Here is a 15,681-nt window from a genome sequence, read left to right as displayed (position 1 = left end):
AGGCTGCATGGAAACGCTGTTTCTGCTGGTTCCGCTGTCGCTGATGCTGGTGATGGCAATCGTCGGCGTGCTGTGGTGGGCCGTCGGCTCGGGCCAGTACGACGACCTGAAGACGCCCGCCGAGTCGATTCTGCTGGACCCGGATACGCCTGCGCGCAACACACGGCTGCAGGACTGAGCGGCAGACCACATTCACATCGCACATTGGCCGGGGTGCCTTGATGCACATCAAGACCCCAAGGCCGCCCGGTTCTTAACATGACCGCATCAAACCAACACACTCGGGGAGCAAGCATGGAATCGTCCAGCGCGTTGCAGCACACCCAGACCTTCAACTACCGCGTTGTCCGCCAGTTCTCGATCATGACGATCGTCTGGGGCATCGTCGGTATGGCGGTCGGTGCGCTGATCGCGGCCCAGTTGATCTGGCCGCAACTGAATTTTGGGGTGCCCTGGCTGACGTACGGCCGGCTGCGTCCGTTGCATACCAACGCGGTCATTTTTGCGTTTGGCGGCAGCGCGCTGTTTGCCACGTCGTACTACATCGTGCAGCGTACCTGCCAGGTGCGCCTGTTCTCCGACACGCTGGCCGCGTTCACGTTCTGGGGCTGGCAGGCGGTCATCCTGGCCGCCGTCATCACGCTGCCGCTGGGCTACACCAGCTCGAAGGAATACGCCGAGCTGGAATGGCCGATCGACATCCTGATCACGCTGGTGTGGGTGGTCTACGCCGTTGTGTTTTTCGGCACCATCATCAAGCGCAAGACCAAGCACATCTACGTGGCCAACTGGTTCTTTGGCGCGTACATCATCACGATTGCGCTGCTGCACATCGTCAACAACGCAGAGCTGCCGGTGACGATGTGGAAGTCCTACTCGGCCTACGCCGGCGTGCAGGATGCGATGGTGCAGTGGTGGTACGGCCATAACGCGGTGGGCTTCTTCCTGACCACCAGCTTCCTGGGGATGATGTACTACTTCGTGCCCAAGCAAGCCGAGCGTCCGATCTATTCGTACCGCCTGTCGATCGTCCACTTCTGGGCGCTGAACTTCACCTACATGTGGGCAGGCCCGCACCACCTGCAGTACACCGCGCTGCCCGACTGGGCGCAGTCGCTGGGCATGGTGTTCTCGCTGATCCTGCTGGCGCCGTCGTGGGGCGGCATGATCAACGGGATCATGACCCTGTCGGGTGCCTGGCACAAACTGCGCACCGATCCGATCCTGAAGTTCCTCGTGGTGGCGCTGTCGTTCTACGGCATGGCGACGTTCGAGGGCTCGATGATGTCCATCAAGACCGTCAACGCGCTGTCGCACTACACCGATTGGACCATCGGCCACGTGCACTCCGGCGCGCTGGGCTGGGTGGCCATGATCACCATCGGCTCGATGTACTACATGATCCCGCGCTTGTTCGGGCAGCAGAAGATGTACAGCACGCGGCTGATCGAGGTGCACTTCTGGATCGCCACCATCGGCGTGGTGCTCTATATCGCCGCCATGTGGGTCGCCGGCGTCATGCAAGGCCTGATGTGGCGTGCCACCGAGGCTGACGGCACGCTCACCTACAGCTTTGTCGAAGCGGTGAAGGCGACGTACCCGTTCTACATCATCCGCCTGCTGGGTGGCCTGTGCTTCCTGAGCGGGATGCTGCTGATGGCATTCAACGTGTTCAAGACCATCCAAGGCAGCAAGGCGGTGGATGCGCCGATCCCTCAACCGGCACAGGCCCCGCTGGCCGCGGCACAGTGAGGAGACGAACATGAGCAACCAACAAAAGAGCTTCTTCTCGCACGAGACGCTGGAAAAGAACATCGGCTTGCTGATCGTGATGACACTGGTCGTCGTCAGCATCGCCGGGCTGGTGCAGATTCTGCCGCTGTTCTTCCAGCACTCCACGACTGAGCCGGTCAAGGGCATCGCACCGTATTCGCCGCTGCGGCTGGCCGGGCGCGACATCTACATCCGTGAAGGCTGCGTCGGCTGCCACTCGCAGCAAGTGCGTACGCTGCGTGCCGAGACCGAGCGTTATGGCCATTACTCGCTGGCTGGCGAGTCGGTGTTCGATCATCCGTTCCTGTGGGGCTCGAAGCGTACGGGGCCAGACCTGGCGCGCGTGGGTCAGCGCTATTCGGACGACTGGCACCGCATCCACCTGCGCGATCCGCGCGAGGTGGTGCCGGAATCGAACATGCCGGCCTATGCGTGGCTCGCGAAGACGCCGCTCGACAACAGTGACATCGAGAAGAAGATGCAGGTGCTGCGTCAGCTTGGTGTGCCCTATACGGACGCACAGATTGCCGGTGCACGCGAGCAACTTGCCGGCAAGACCGAAGAAGACGCCGTGGTGGCCTTTCTGCAAGGCCTGGGCGTAGAGCTGCGCAATGTGCGCGATGTGGCTGCAACGCCGGCATCGCCTGCCGCCGTCGCTACCAAGGAGTGAGCCATGGCCATGCTGAGTGCAATTGCCACCGCCGTCTTCCTGGTGCTGTTCGTGGGGATCAGCTGGTGGGCGTTCTCGGCGCATCGCGCTGCCGCCAATGCGGAATCGGCCATGTTGCCGTTCCTGTTGCCCGATGAAGCCGAGGTCGCCGGTGCACGCGCAGAGTCCACTCGTGCGTCGCGCCCACATCAATAAGGACACAAGATCATGAGCGACTTCATTTCTGAGTTCTGGGGGTACTACATCTCGGCGATTGCCCTGGTGGGTATCGCCTGGTGCATTTGGCTGCTGTTCTCGCAACGCAAGATCACGATCGCGCCCGGACAGCAAGCCGGCGACGACACTGGCCACGTGTGGGACGGTGATCTGCGCGAGCTGAACAATCCGTTGCCGCGCTGGTGGATGTGGATGTTCCTGCTGTCGTGCATCTTCGCCTTGTCGTACCTGGTCCTGTATCCGGGGCTGGGTGCGTATGGTGGTGTGCTGGGTTTCTCCACGCGCGGCGAGCTGGCCTCGCAGCGCGCTGCGGCTGATGCCAAGGTCCGCCCGCTCTATGAGCGCTACGCCGGTATGGACATCAAGCAGATCGCCGCCGACCCACAGGCACACGAGATCGGCCAGCGCCTGTTCCTGAACAACTGCGCGCAATGCCACGGCTCGGATGCGGGCGGCTCCAAGGGCTTCCCGAATCTGACCGACAACGACTGGCTGTATGGCGGTGATCCGGAGACGATCCTCACCACCATCACCAAGGGCCGACATGGCGTCATGCCGTCGCTGGCTGCAGTGGTGGATGCCAACCAGGCCGCCAACGTTGCCAACTACGTGCGCTCGCTGTCGGGCCTGGCCTATGACCCGATCAAGGCTGCACGTGGTGAGCCGACCTTCAAGTCGGTCTGCGCGGCATGCCATATGGCGACCGGCAAGGGCAATCAGGCACTTGGTGCCCCCAACCTGACCGACCGCGTATGGCTGTACGGCAGCTCAGAGGCAACCATTGTCGAGACCATTCTCAAGGGCCGCGACAACACGATGCCGGCGCACGAGAACCTGCTGTCGCCGGAGAAGATCCGCATGCTTGCGGCCTACGTGTGGGGGCTGTCGAACAACAACACGAGCGCCCAGCAATGAGTGAGCACGAACCCGGCTGGCGCCCCATGACACCTGCCGTTGCAACGGCAGGCTCGGACGACACGCCCACCGAGCAGGCGCTCTACGAGGTCCGGCGCAAGATCTATCCGCGCTCCGTGACGGGGGCGTTCGCAAGCTGGCGCGTGTGGATGGTGCTGGCCACGCAAGCCATCTTCTATGGGCTGCCGTGGTTTGAATGGAACGGGCGCCAGGCGGTGTTGTTCGATCTGGGCGCGCGCAAGTTCTACCTGTTCGGGCTGGTGTTGTGGCCGCAGGACGTGATCTACCTGACGGTGCTGCTGGTGCTGTCGGCGCTAGGGCTGTTTCTGTTCACGGCAGTGGCGGGGCGGCTCTTTTGCGGCTATGCATGCCCGCAGACGGTCTACACCGAAATCTTCATGTGGATCGAGCGGCATATCGAAGGCGACCGCTTCGCCCGCATCCGCCTCGACGGTGAGCGCTGGAGCCTGCGCAAGCTGCGCCTCAAGGCGGCCAAGCATTCGGCCTGGGTGGCGATTGCGTTGTGGACGGGCTTTACCTTCGTCGGCTTCTTCACGCCGATCCGTGAGCTCGGCATGGAGACGTGGACGCTGTCGCTCGGCCCGTGGCAAACCTTCTGGATGCTGTTCTACGCATTCGCCACCTGGGGCAATGCGGGCTTCCTGCGCGAGCAGGTGTGCCTCTACATGTGCCCGTACGCTCGCTTCCAGAGCGTGATGGTCGACCCAGACACCTACGTCGTGACCTACGACACGCAACGCGGTGAGCCGCGCGGCAGCCGTTCGCGCAGTGCAGACTTCGCGGCGCAGGGGCTCGGTTCGTGCGTGGACTGCAGCATCTGCGTGCAGGTGTGCCCGACCGGCATCGACATCCGCCAGGGCTTGCAGTACGAGTGCATCGGCTGTGGAGCCTGCATTGATGCCTGCGATCAGGTGATGGACAAGATGCGCTACTCGCGCGGCCTGATCCGCTACACGTCCGAGCGTGCGATGCACGACCGGCTCACCCCGAAAGAGGCGCGGCGCCATCTGCTGCGTCCGCGCGTGCTGATCTATGCCAGCATCATGCTGGTGCTCATCACGGGTTTCATCGTTGCGCTGACGATGCGCCAGCCGCTCAAGGTGGATGTGATTCGCGATCGCGGTGCACTGGCGCGCGAGGTGGACGGCGGCAAGATCGAGAACGTCTATCGCCTGCAACTGATGAATGCTTCCGAGCAACCCATGCGCGTGACCATCACGGCGGAAGGACTGCCGCAACTGGACGTGCAGGGTGGTCGCGGTGAATCGACCACGCTTGAACTGGCACCCGCAGCCAACCGATTGTTGCCGATCCGCGTGCGTCGTCCGGCAGACGACGTGGGAGCCGGCTCGCACAAGATCCGCTTCGTGATCCAGGCAGACAGCGGTAGCGACAGCCTTGTGCTGCGCGAGCCATCGAGTTTCATCGTGCCGCGCTGATGCGGTTTTTAGAACAGGAGACACAGATGCAGGCAATGCAATCTTCCGCTCCGGCCAGGCCATGGTGGCGCGAGCCCTGGCCGTGGCTGCTGATGGCCGGCCCCTTCGTCGCCATGATCGGGTGCGGCGTCACCATCTGGTTGGCCGTGTCGCATCCGGATCCCGTCATTCATGACAACGTCGTGCGGCGCGGCCTGGTCGTCGAGAAGCCCGTCTCCGTGCCGGCCCATGCCGCCCACGGGGAGGTCCAATGAAACGCCGCCTGCTGATGTGGATTCTCTGGCCCGCGTTTCTATGCGCGGCGCTGGCCGAGCTGGTCGTGTTTGCGGTGGTGGACCCGGCGGATCTGCGCTTCTTCGGCGAGCAGATTGCCGTGTCGGCCGAGGCGGTCTACACGGTGTCGTTCTTCGTGTTCTGGTTGCTGTGCGGATTGTCGAGCGCGCTCACGCTGTATGTGTCGCCGGGCATCGGTAAGCTGGAGGCGCATGAGCATCCGCTCGTGTGAGCGGATGTCTTGGAGGGTGAGCGGTTTAGTTGGCTTGGCCGCTCATCACCTGGCGCAGGCCTGCCATGTCGATCAGCTTGACGTGGCGCTGGCGGATCTGGATCAGGCCGGCCTCAGCAAAACGAGAGAACAGGCGGCTCACGGTTTCGAGCTTCAGGCCCAGATAGCTGCCCAGTTCTTCGCGGCTCATGCGCAGCACGAACTCGGTCGACGAATACCCACGCTGGGCTGAGCGCTTGGACAGGTTGAGCAGGAAAGCAGCAAGGCGTTCTTCTGCGCGCATCGAGCCGAGCGTCAGCAGCATCTGGTGATCCTGCGAGATCTCCTTGCTCATGATGCGCAAGAACTGGTGCTGCAGAGAGGGCAGCCGGCGCGAGAGCTGTTGCAGTTGGTCGTAACGCACCACGCAGACTTCGGTATCTTCCAGCGCGGTGGCATCCGACACGTGGCACATGTCGCCAATGCCATCGAGCCCGACGATCTCGCCGGGCAAGTGAAACCCAGTGATCTGGTGGCGGCCGTCTTCCAGCGTCAGGTGCGTCTTGAGCGTGCCGAAGCGGATGCCGTACACGGCTTCGAGCGGTTCACCGAGGGCGTAGAGCGTCTGGCCTTTCTTGATGCGGATGCGCTCGGCAACCAACTCATCCATCTTGCGCACGTCTTCCGAATTCATGCCTACCGGCAGACAGATCTGGCCGAGTACGCAGGTGGAGCAACGGGAGGCTTGGTCGGTGAGTGCGATTCGTGTGAGCACAGGGGGCGAGTGAATTTCGAGTAAGTGAAATGAGAAATTCTTGTGATGCAACCGCGGCCTATTATAGCGGCGGCCATACTGATATCGGATTGTTCCGATAACGTGAATTGCGCGAAATGCACGGAATTCCCGTCAGCAAAACACTAACTTTGGCCCATATCAAAAGAGCGTCAAAAAGATGAATGTTGCTGCGCTCGTGAGCGTTTTTCTGATCGCATTGCTCGGTGGTGTGCATTGCCTGGCAATGTGCAGCGGCATCGCGTTGGCCGCTGAACGCGGGCAGGTGCCGGTGCGCATCGTTTCGCGTCGCAGGCTGGCGTTCGAGCAAACGGTCATGCATGCCGGGCGCATCAGCATGTACGCGGTGTTGGGGGCCATCATGGGTGCGCTCGGTGCCACGGTTTGGCGCCAGCAGTGGCTGCCAATTCAACGCGGATTGTTTGCATTTGCCAGTGCGTTGCTGCTGGCTTACGGTTTGTTGCTGATCGTGCGAACTACGGGCGATACATGGCGCAGTCCTTGGCTGGAACGCGTGCTTGGTTATTTTGCCGGCGCCCTGTCGAAAATGGGGGCGCGGTTGGGTGGAAACCTGCATCGCAGCCCACCATTGGTGCGGCGCTATGTCACGGGCTTGGCATGGGGGCTTGTGCCGTGCGGAATGGTTTATGGGGCATTGGCTGTTGCGTTGTTGGCGGGCAACGCATCGTCGGGGGCGGTTGTGATGCTGGCGTTTGGCGCGGGCACGCTGCCGAATCTGCTGATGATGTCTGGTCTGGCCGGCTGGTTGCGAGGGTTGTCTCGCCGGAAATGGGCGCGCGGCGCGGCGGGCGCTGCTATCACTGGCTTTGGCGTTTGGGGGCTGGTGTGCGCCGCGTGGCTGCCGGAGATGCTCAATGCACATGGCTTCTGCCTGGTGCTGTAGCCGTTGGAAGCGCCTGCGGACCAGCATCCGGCCAAGGGTGGGGCACTAAGACATCTTCCCGGTTGCGGCACCGCAGGAAATTGCCCTACAATCAACCACAATTCGATTCGCCCACCGCGCAAATCAACAATCCCAAGCGCGGCGTCAAGCGACGCCATCCAGCGCGAAAGCCACAAAAAAGGCCGCCCTGGACAGTCGATTCGGTCGGGATGCCAGATTCGTTGGCAGCCGACCGGTGCAGTATCCGTCCCCATGGCGGCGGAAAAATTTGCCCTTGTGGTGCCTGACCGGCACCGGATCAACTCGCTCCTCCGGCCCTTTTTGCGGGCACAGCCACTGCGTTTCGGTGCAAGGCCCAATTGGTCCAATTGGCTCTCGCGCGCCGGGCCCGGGCGGGCAACAGCATTCAGACATGCCGCGTGCGTCGCGGCGGGACGACAAACCTCAAGCGTGACGGCGACCTGCCGGACGCGAGCAATGACGAGCCGCTCAACCGAATGAATACCCAAGAGGCGAAAATCGTCCTCGAGACCGCGCTGATCTGCGCGCAGGACCCCTTGCGAGTCAATGACTTGCGCAAGCTGTTCGACGAAGATGTTTCCGCGGACACCATCCGCGTGCTGCTTGAAGAGCTGCGTCAGGATTGGCTTAACCGAGGTGTCGAGTTGGTGGCGTTGGCCTCGGGCTGGCGTCTGCAGAGCCGTCCTGAGATGCGCGTGTATCTCGATCGCCTGCATCCGGAAAAGCCGCCGAAGTACTCGCGTGCGGTGATGGAAACGCTGGCAATCATTTCGTATCGCCAGCCGGTTACGCGCGGCGATATTGAAGATATTCGTGGCGTTACGGTCAACACGCAGGTCATCAAGCAGATTGAGGATCGCGGCTGGATCGAGGTCATTGGTCATCGCGATGTGCCGGGCCGCCCGGCGCTGTATGCCACCACCAAGCAGTTTCTCGACGACCTCGGGCTGCGCTCGTTGGATGAGCTGCCGCCGCTCGAAGATGCCCGTGCCCAGGCGCAGGCAAGCCTGCTGGAGCAGGGCGCAATCGAGTTCGAGGGCGGGGCGATTGCGGTGCAGGAATTGACTGCGTTGGTCAACGATGCGCCGGCGGGCGAGGGCGCTCAGGCGCCTTCTGCCGACGCAACCGAACCGCTGGTAGCCGAAGCGGCGAAAGCGGATGTGCCTGTTGTGCAAGCAGAAGTCGAGGCTGCCGCCGAGGTCGAGGTGAGTGGGTCGAGCGCACCTGAAGCTGAAACCGAAACCGTTGAGGCGGAATCGGAAGATCCGAACAAGACTGTGGCTGAGCCGTCAGCGGCTTCCACGAATGAGAACTCGTAATGCCATGCCAACCGCCGAATCGGTACCCCAAGCGGCGCATGGTCTGAACCCTTGAATTGAAAGACGTTGTGAGCACCCTGCCAGATTCCATGGATACACGTATGCCGGCTGATGCCGACGCTTCTGCACCCCGTCAAGAGGGCGCAGGCGATGGCGCTGAGTCGTCCGCGCCGCGCCGCAAAGGGCTGCGCAGGGGCTTGCGCAACCTGGTGGCGTCGCGCCGTCAGCAGCAGGATGGCCGCCCGGAGGGCGATGCGCCTGCAGGCGAGGTGGCTGCCGATGCTGGCCAACCTGCCCAGCCGCGCAAGAGCCGCGCTCCGCGCGCTCGCAAGCCGAAGGAAGCCGCCGCTGGCGACGCGCCGGTGGTCGTGGAAGCCGCTGCGCCCGTCGAAGGTGCGCCCGTAGAAGGCCGGGGCGACCGCGGCGAGCGACGTGGCCCGCGTGGCCGTTTCGGCAAGAACCGTCGCCGCGAGGGTGAGGGCCAGCCGGCAGGTGAGCGTGTCGAAAATGCCGGTGGCAAGAGTGCCAATCCCGGTCGCGGCAAGGGGCAGGGCCAGGGCCGCAATGGCAAGCCGCAGCAGGGCAAAGCAGCCGGCCAAGGTCGAGGCAATCAAGGCGGCAAGGGTGGCAAAGGCGCTGACGACGTCTTCCAGTACGTGATTTCCGGAGCGTACGACTCGGAAGCCGACGTCGGCGGCGCATCGCAGCCGAGCAAGGCGCGTGAACTGACCGCCGAGGACGATGCGCCCAAGCTGCACAAGATCCTGGCCGATGCGGGCCTGGGCTCGCGCCGCGACATGGAAGACCTGATCCTGCAAGGTCGGGTCTCGGTGAACGGCCTGCCGGCACACATCGGTCAGCGCATTCTCGCCACCGACCAGGTGCGCGTGAACGGCAAGCTGATTCAGCGCAAGCTGCCCAACAAGCCACCGCGCGTGTTGCTGTACCACAAGCCGGCCGGCGAAATCGTCAGCCAATCCGATCCGGACGGCCGTCCTACCGTGTTTGATGCGCTGCCGCGCATGAAGACCGGCAAGTGGGTCGCCGTTGGTCGCCTGGACTTCAACACGGAAGGTCTGCTGATCTTCACGACGTCTGGCGACATCGCCAACCGCTTCATGCACCCGCGCTATGGCGTTGAGCGTGAATACGCGGTGCGTACGCTGGGCGAACTCGCGGAAACCGATCGTCAGAAGCTGCTGCATGGCATCCAGTTGCAGGATGGTGAAGCCAACTTCCTGCGTTGCGCCGATGGCGGTGGTGAGGGCGTCAATCACTGGTATCACGTTGCCCTCACGGAAGGCCGCAATCGCGAAGTGCGCCGCATGTTCGAAGCGGTCAACCTGACCGTGTCGCGCCTGATCCGGACGCGCTATGGCAGTTTTGTGCTGCCGCGCGGCCTCAAGCGTGGGCGCTGGCAAGAGGTCTCGCCCGAAGATGTGCGCACGCTGATGGGCACGCTGGGTATGAAGGTCCCGACGGCCAGCTCGGGTGAGAAGAGTCGCCAGGGGGATCGCCGTCGCCAGCCGGCGCCGGTGCTGATGGGGCCGATGTCGTCGGGCTTTACCGGCGAAGCGAACTTCCAATCACGCGGCATGGGCGTTGAGAATGGCAACCGCGCTCAGCCTGCGCAACGCCGTCAGCCCAATCCTCGTCAGCCGGACCCGATGCAGACCTCCATGGGCTACATCAATGTGGGTGGTCCGACCACGTTGACGGCACGCACTCGCACGGGGGCTCGGCCGGACGGTCGAGGTGGCGCAGGTGCAGGTGGTGGCATGCGTGATGGTAATCGCGCGCCTGGCAACAAGCGTCCTGGCAGGGGTGGCGGTGCCCCTAACGGCAACAAGATGGGCAACAAGGCGCGCAGTGGCGGTGGAAACCGCGGCGGCAAGCGTTAAGTGTGGTGGCGCTGTGTGCGGTATCCGTCGCAGCGCCCGATTTTGTGGTGCGTTCAGGGCAATTTTTGCGTTTTGCGCTGAGACGGATTACAATATGAGTCTAATCAAAAGTCATCCTGTAGAAGATGGGCGAATGATATGGGCGTTGCGCCCATTTTTTTTTGCTTCAGCAGGTTGGCAGTACCGGGAAATTCTTCAGGAAAAACGTGCATCTGACTGATCTGATTGAGAAAACCCTCGCCGCCATGGGCTACGAACTGGTGGAAGTGGAACGCGCGCCGGCTGGATTGCTGCGCGTGTATATCGATCAGGCGGAGAATGGCATCGTCATTGAGGATTGCGAGAAGGTGAGCCATCAGCTCACGCGTGTCTTCGAAGTCGAAAACGTGAACTACGAACGGCTGGAAGTGTCGTCGCCTGGGTTGGATCGCCCGCTGCGCACGCTGTCCGACTTCACGCGTTTCGCGGGCCTTGAGGCCAAGGTGACGCTGCGTCTGCCGGTGGGCGGCCAGAAGAATTTCACGGGGATCATTCAGACTCCCACGGGGGAGCTCGGCCAGGAACGGGTCGGCCTCGAGTTTGAGGGAAAGGACGGCCCTGCGCTGCTGGAATTCACGCTGTCGGAACTCGACCGCGCCCGGCTGGTGCCAGTGCTGGACTTCAAAGGAAATCGAAACAAAGGGAACAAGCAATGAGCCGCGAAGTTCTGTTGCTCGTCGATGCGCTTGCGCGCGAAAAGAACGTCGACAAGGATGTGGTGTTCGGGGCGCTGGAAGCCGCATTGGCTTCGGCGACCAAGAAGCGCTTTGAAGAAGACGTGGATGTGCGCGTGGCGATCGACCGTGAGTCGGGCGAGCACGAAACCTTCCGTCGCTGGTTGGTCGTTCCCGATGATGCCGGGCTGCAGGAGCCGGACAAGCAGATTCTGCTGTTCGAGGCCAAAGAGCAGGACGCCGACATCGACGTCGATCAATTCATCGAAGAGCAGATCGAGTCGGTTGAGTTCGGCCGCATCGGGGCACAAGCTGCAAAGCAAGTGATCCTGCAGCGCATCCGCGATGCCGAGCGCGAGCAGATCCTGAACGACTACCTGGATCGTGGCGAAAAGGTCATGACCGGCACGATCAAGCGTGCCGACAAGAAAGGCCTGATCGTTGAAACCGGCCGCGTCGAGGCACTGCTGGCACGCGACCAGATGATCCCGAAGGAAAACCTGCGCACGGGCGACCGTGTCCGCGCGTACATCCTGAATGTCGACCGTACCGCACGCGGCCCGCAGATTGAACTGTCGCGCACCTGCCCCGATTTCCTGATCAAGCTCTTCGAGAACGAAGTGCCGGAAATGGAACAGGGCCTGCTGGAGATCAAGGCGGCCGCGCGTGACCCGGGCGTGCGTGCGAAAATCGCAGTCGTTGCACACGACAAGCGCATCGATCCGATTGGTACCTGCGTTGGCGTGCGCGGCACGCGTGTGACGGCAGTGCGCAACGAAGTCGGCGGCGAGGCCGTGGACATCGTGCTGTGGTCGGAAGACCCGGCGCAGTTCGTGATCGGCGCGCTGGCGCCGGCGCAAGTGCAGTCCATCGTCGTGGACGAGGAAAAGCACAGCATGGACGTGGTCGTCGACGATGAGAATCTCGCCGTCGCCATCGGCCGTAGCGGCCAGAACGTGCGTCTGGCATCGGAGCTGACCGGCTGGCAGATCAACATCATGACGCCGGCTGAGTCTGCGCAGAAGCAGGCTGAAGAAAGCTCCGTTGTTCGTCAGTTGTTCATGGCGAAGCTGGACGTGGACGAAGAGGTTGCCGACATCCTGATCGAAGAGGGCTTCAGCTCGCTCGAGGAAGTGGCTTATGTGCCGCTGCAGGAAATGCTGGAAATCGAAGCGTTCGACGAAGACACCGTCAACGAGCTGCGTAACCGCGCCCGTGACGTGCTGTTGACGATGGAGTTGGCAAAGGAAGAAAAGGTCGAGAAGGTGTCGCAAGACCTGCGCGACCTCGAGGGGCTGACCCCGGAGCTGATCGGCAAGCTGGCCGAGGGGAACATCCAGACGCGCGACGACTTGGCTGAGCTGGCCGTGGACGAATTGGTCGAAATGACCGGCGTTGACGAAGAACAGGCCAAGGCGCTGATCATGAAGGCGCGTGAACACTGGTTTTCGTGACGTTGCGACCGAGCGTTGATCGTTTTTCGCAATCTCACTTAAAACCAAGCATCGAAAGGGTTTGAATGGCAAGCACAACAGTTGCCCAACTCGCTGGCGAATTGAACCGTAGTGCTTCGGCGCTGCTGGAACAGTTGCAGGCCGCGGGCGTGCAAAAGGCGACGCCGGAAGACGTCATCACCGAATCGGACAAGACCCGTCTGCTCGACTATCTCAAGCGAGCACACGGCAGTGCCGAGGATGGCGCGCGCAAGAAGATCACGATCACCAAGCGTGAAACCAGTGAGATCCGCCAAGCGGATGCCACCGGTAAAACGCGCACCGTGCAAGTGGAAGTCAAGAAGAAGCGCGTGCTGGTCCAGCGTGACGAGGCGCACGCAGCCAAGTCGGAAGGCGAGGCTACGCCTGCGGCGCAGGTGATCGACGCCGAGGAAGTCGCGCGCCGCGAGGAAGAGCAACGCCAGCAGGCGGAACTGCTGGCCCGCCAGGAAGCCGAGCTGAAGGCCCGCCAGGAAGCGATGGAGCGCGAGGAAGCCGAGCGCCGCGCCCGCCAGGAAGCCGCTGAGGCTGAGCAGAAACGCCAGGCAGAGCTCGCCGCCAAGAAGGCGGAAGAGGAAGCTGTGGCCGCTCGCGCTGCCGCAGAAGCTGCAGATGAAGTTCCGCGCCGCAAGGCCGAGGAAGACGCTGCACGCCTGGCCACCGAGCGCGAAGCCGCACAAAAGGCTGCTGACGAAGCGCGCGTGGCTGCTGACAAGATCAAGGCCGAAGAAGACGCCGCGCGCAAGCGCCGCGAAGCTGCTGAAGCCGAAGCGCGTGCCATCCGCGAAATGATGAGCGCCCCGGCCCGCGTGCTGAAGACGCCAGCCGAGCGCAAGGCCGAAGAGGTCAAGAAGGCCGAGCAATCGGGCACGCTGCACAAGCCGGTCAAGCCGGCTGGCGAAGCGCGTCCGGCAGCAGCCAAGAAGCCGGCAGTTCCGGCACCTGCGGCTGCACCGGCACCGGGTTCGCCGGCTGGTGATAAGAAGGGCGGCCGTGGCAAGTCGGGCTGGCAAGACGACAACCGTGGTGGCAAGCGTGGTGGTCTGAAGACCCGCGGCGACACCGGCGGTGGTGCAGACGGCTGGCGCTCCGGCTCCAAGGGCGGCCGCAACCGTCATGGCGACGACAACCGCAATGCATTCCAGGCACCGACTGAGCCGGTCGTGCGTGAAGTGCACATCCCGGAAACCATCTCTGTGGCCGATCTGGCGCACAAGATGTCGGTCAAGGCTGCTGAAGTCATCAAGCAGATGATGAAGCTTGGCCAGATGGTCACGATCAACCAGGTGCTGGACCAAGAGACCGCGATGATCGTGGTCGAAGAAATGGGCCACCAGGCGGTCGCGGCCAAGCTGGACGATCCGGAAGCGCTGCTGGTTGGGGACGTGCAGGAGCAAACCAACGCCGAAGCCGAAACCCGTCCGCCGGTTGTGACCGTCATGGGTCACGTTGACCACGGCAAGACTTCGCTGCTGGACTACATCCGTCGCGCCAAGGTTGCGGCGGGCGAAGCCGGCGGTATTACGCAGCACATCGGCGCTTACCACGTCGAAACCGATCGCGGCGTCATCACCTTCCTGGACACCCCGGGTCACGAGGCCTTTACGGCCATGCGTGCACGCGGTGCCAAGGCGACCGACATCGTGATTCTGGTGGTGGCTGCCGACGATGGTGTCATGCCGCAGACGAAGGAAGCCATCGCCCATGCGAAGGCGGCTGGCGTGCCCATCGTGGTGGCGATCACCAAGGTCGACAAGCCTGAAGCCAATCCGGACCGCGTCAAGCAGGAACTGGTGGCTGAGAGCGTGATCCCGGAAGAGTACGGCGGTGATGTGCCGTTCGTGCCAGTGTCCGCCAAGACGGGCGCAGGCATCGACAGCCTGCTGGAAAACGTGCTGCTGCAGGCTGAAGTGCTGGAACTGAAGGCGCCGATCAACGCGCCGGCCAAGGGTCTGGTGGTGGAAGCTCAGCTCGACAAGGGTAAGGGTCCGATCGCGACGGTGCTGGTGCAGAGCGGCACGCTCAAGCGCGGCGACGTGGTGCTTGCGGGCACGGCCTACGGTCGTGTGCGCGCCATGCTGGACGAAAACGGCAAGTTGGCCAAGGAAGCCGGCCCGTCGATCCCGGTGGAAATCCAGGGTCTTTCGGAAGTGCCGGGTGCGGGCGAAGAAGTGCTGGTACTGCCGGACGAGCGCAAGGCGCGCGAAATCGCACTGTTCCGCCAGGGCAAGTTCCGCGATGTGAAGCTGGCACGTCAGCAAGCGGCCAAGCTGGAAAACATGCTGGAGCAGATGAGCGAAGGCGACGTGAAGTCGTTGCCGCTGATCATCAAGGCCGACGTGCAGGGCTCGCAAGAAGCACTGGTGCAGTCGCTGAAGAAACTGTCGACCGACGAAGTGCGTGTGCAGGTTGTGCACGCCGCCGTGGGTGGTATCACCGAGTCGGACGTCAACCTGGCAACTGCGTCGAAGGCCGTCATCATTGGCTTCAACACGCGGGCTGATGCCGGCGCGCGCAAGCTGGCCGAGCACCACGGTATCGACATCCGCTACTACAACATCATCTATGACGCAGTGGATGAGGTGAAGGCGGCGATGTCGGGCATGCTGTCGCCGGAAAAGCGCGAAGAGACCACGGGTACCGTCGAGGTGCGCCAGGTCTTCCACGTGCCGAAGGTTGGTGCAGTGGCTGGTTGTATGGTGCTGGATGGCTTCGTCAAACGGAACTCGCTGGTGCGTGTGCTGCGCGACAACGTGGTCATCTTCTCGGGCGAGCTGGATTCGCTCAAGCGCTTCAAGGACGATGTGAAGGAAGTGAAGCAAGGCTTCGAATGCGGCCTGTCGATCAAGAACTTCAACGACGTCAAGGAAGGCGATCACCTCGAGATCTACGAGATCACCGAGGTGGCACGTACGCTGTAATGCGTGGGCCGGACGCTACGGTGTCCGGCTCGACTTTGCGACGGTGGCCCGGGCGCGTCCCGCGCCACCGTTTTGTCTTTTTGGCGCTGCCAGCGCAT

The 15,681-nt window shown here is 62.7% G+C and carries 15 protein-coding genes; 14 read left to right on the top strand and 1 reads right to left on the bottom strand.

Translation table 11 applies throughout. The features are described 5' to 3' along the window. Positions 1-7 precede the first annotated feature (7 nt). From ccoS to F7R11_RS11925, 8 genes are all read left to right on the top strand, one after another. On the top strand, positions 8-178 hold the full coding sequence (gene ccoS, locus F7R11_RS11960) for a cbb3-type cytochrome oxidase assembly protein CcoS (RefSeq protein ID WP_021194241.1): 171 nt from the start codon (positions 8-10) through the stop codon (positions 176-178). A gap of 116 nt (positions 179-294) precedes the next feature. Next, positions 295-1,752: a cytochrome-c oxidase, cbb3-type subunit I gene (gene ccoN, locus F7R11_RS11955; protein ID WP_021194242.1), complete on the top strand. Its 1,458-nt coding sequence runs from the start codon at positions 295-297 to the stop codon at positions 1,750-1,752. A gap of 10 nt (positions 1,753-1,762) precedes the next feature. Further along, positions 1,763-2,443, top strand: a complete 681-nt coding sequence (gene ccoO, locus F7R11_RS11950) for a cytochrome-c oxidase, cbb3-type subunit II (protein ID WP_064803762.1) — start codon at positions 1,763-1,765, stop codon at positions 2,441-2,443. Between the two features lie 3 nt (positions 2,444-2,446). After that, positions 2,447-2,638 carry a cbb3-type cytochrome oxidase subunit 3 gene (locus F7R11_RS11945; protein WP_021194244.1) on the top strand — a complete coding sequence of 64 codons (192 nt, stop codon included), beginning with the start codon at positions 2,447-2,449 and terminating at the stop codon, positions 2,636-2,638. Positions 2,639-2,650: 12 nt separating this feature from the next. Continuing rightward, positions 2,651-3,574: a cytochrome-c oxidase, cbb3-type subunit III gene (ccoP, locus tag F7R11_RS11940; RefSeq protein WP_021194245.1), complete on the top strand. Its 924-nt coding sequence runs from the start codon at positions 2,651-2,653 to the stop codon at positions 3,572-3,574. Continuing rightward, positions 3,571-5,034: a cytochrome c oxidase accessory protein CcoG gene (ccoG, locus tag F7R11_RS11935; RefSeq protein WP_064803760.1), complete on the top strand. Its 1,464-nt coding sequence runs from the start codon at positions 3,571-3,573 to the stop codon at positions 5,032-5,034. The genes ccoP and ccoG overlap by 4 nt, the downstream gene beginning before the upstream one ends. Before the next feature lie 26 nt (positions 5,035-5,060). Next, positions 5,061-5,288, top strand: coding sequence for a FixH family protein (locus tag F7R11_RS11930; RefSeq protein WP_021194247.1), 228 nt, complete (start codon positions 5,061-5,063; stop codon positions 5,286-5,288). Then, the gene (locus F7R11_RS11925; RefSeq protein ID WP_021194248.1) at positions 5,285-5,539 is read left to right on the top strand and encodes a hypothetical protein; all 255 of its coding nucleotides are present in this window, start codon (positions 5,285-5,287) and stop codon (positions 5,537-5,539) included. Before F7R11_RS11930 ends, F7R11_RS11925 begins: the two co-directional genes overlap by 4 nt. A gap of 25 nt (positions 5,540-5,564) precedes the next feature. Here F7R11_RS11925 and fnr read toward each other — a convergent pair whose 3' ends face one another. Beyond that, positions 5,565-6,293, bottom strand: coding sequence for a fumarate/nitrate reduction transcriptional regulator Fnr (gene fnr / locus F7R11_RS11920; RefSeq protein WP_080981278.1), 729 nt, complete (start codon positions 6,291-6,293; stop codon positions 5,565-5,567). Positions 6,294-6,471: 178 nt separating this feature from the next. Between fnr and F7R11_RS11915 the strand changes: the two genes are divergently transcribed. The 6 genes from F7R11_RS11915 (at position 6,472) to infB (ending at position 15,583) form a co-directional block, all read left to right on the top strand. Continuing rightward, entirely contained in the window at positions 6,472-7,215 is a 744-nt protein-coding gene (locus tag F7R11_RS11915; protein WP_021194250.1) for a sulfite exporter TauE/SafE family protein, read from the top strand. A gap of 497 nt (positions 7,216-7,712) precedes the next feature. Further along, entirely contained in the window at positions 7,713-8,555 is an 843-nt protein-coding gene (gene scpB, locus F7R11_RS11910) for an SMC-Scp complex subunit ScpB (protein WP_064806344.1), read from the top strand. 101 nt (positions 8,556-8,656) lie between these two features. Then, positions 8,657-10,456 carry a 23S rRNA pseudouridine(2605) synthase RluB gene (gene rluB, locus F7R11_RS11905; RefSeq protein ID WP_064803759.1) on the top strand — a complete coding sequence of 600 codons (1,800 nt, stop codon included), beginning with the start codon at positions 8,657-8,659 and terminating at the stop codon, positions 10,454-10,456. Positions 10,457-10,662: 206 nt separating this feature from the next. Then, on the top strand, positions 10,663-11,151 hold the full coding sequence (rimP, locus tag F7R11_RS11900) for a ribosome maturation factor RimP (RefSeq protein WP_021194253.1): 489 nt from the start codon (positions 10,663-10,665) through the stop codon (positions 11,149-11,151). Beyond that, positions 11,148-12,623, top strand: a complete 1,476-nt coding sequence (gene nusA, locus F7R11_RS11895; protein WP_021194254.1) for a transcription termination factor NusA — start codon at positions 11,148-11,150, stop codon at positions 12,621-12,623. Before rimP ends, nusA begins: the two co-directional genes overlap by 4 nt. A gap of 65 nt (positions 12,624-12,688) precedes the next feature. Next, positions 12,689-15,583, top strand: coding sequence for a translation initiation factor IF-2 (infB, locus tag F7R11_RS11890; RefSeq protein ID WP_064803757.1), 2,895 nt, complete (start codon positions 12,689-12,691; stop codon positions 15,581-15,583). Positions 15,584-15,681 lie beyond the last annotated feature (98 nt).

Origin of the sequence: Ralstonia insidiosa (genome assembly GCF_008801405.1) — a bacterium.
Lineage (GTDB): Bacteria > Pseudomonadota > Gammaproteobacteria > Burkholderiales > Burkholderiaceae > Ralstonia > Ralstonia insidiosa.
This window is presented reverse-complemented; position numbering and strand designations above follow the sequence as displayed.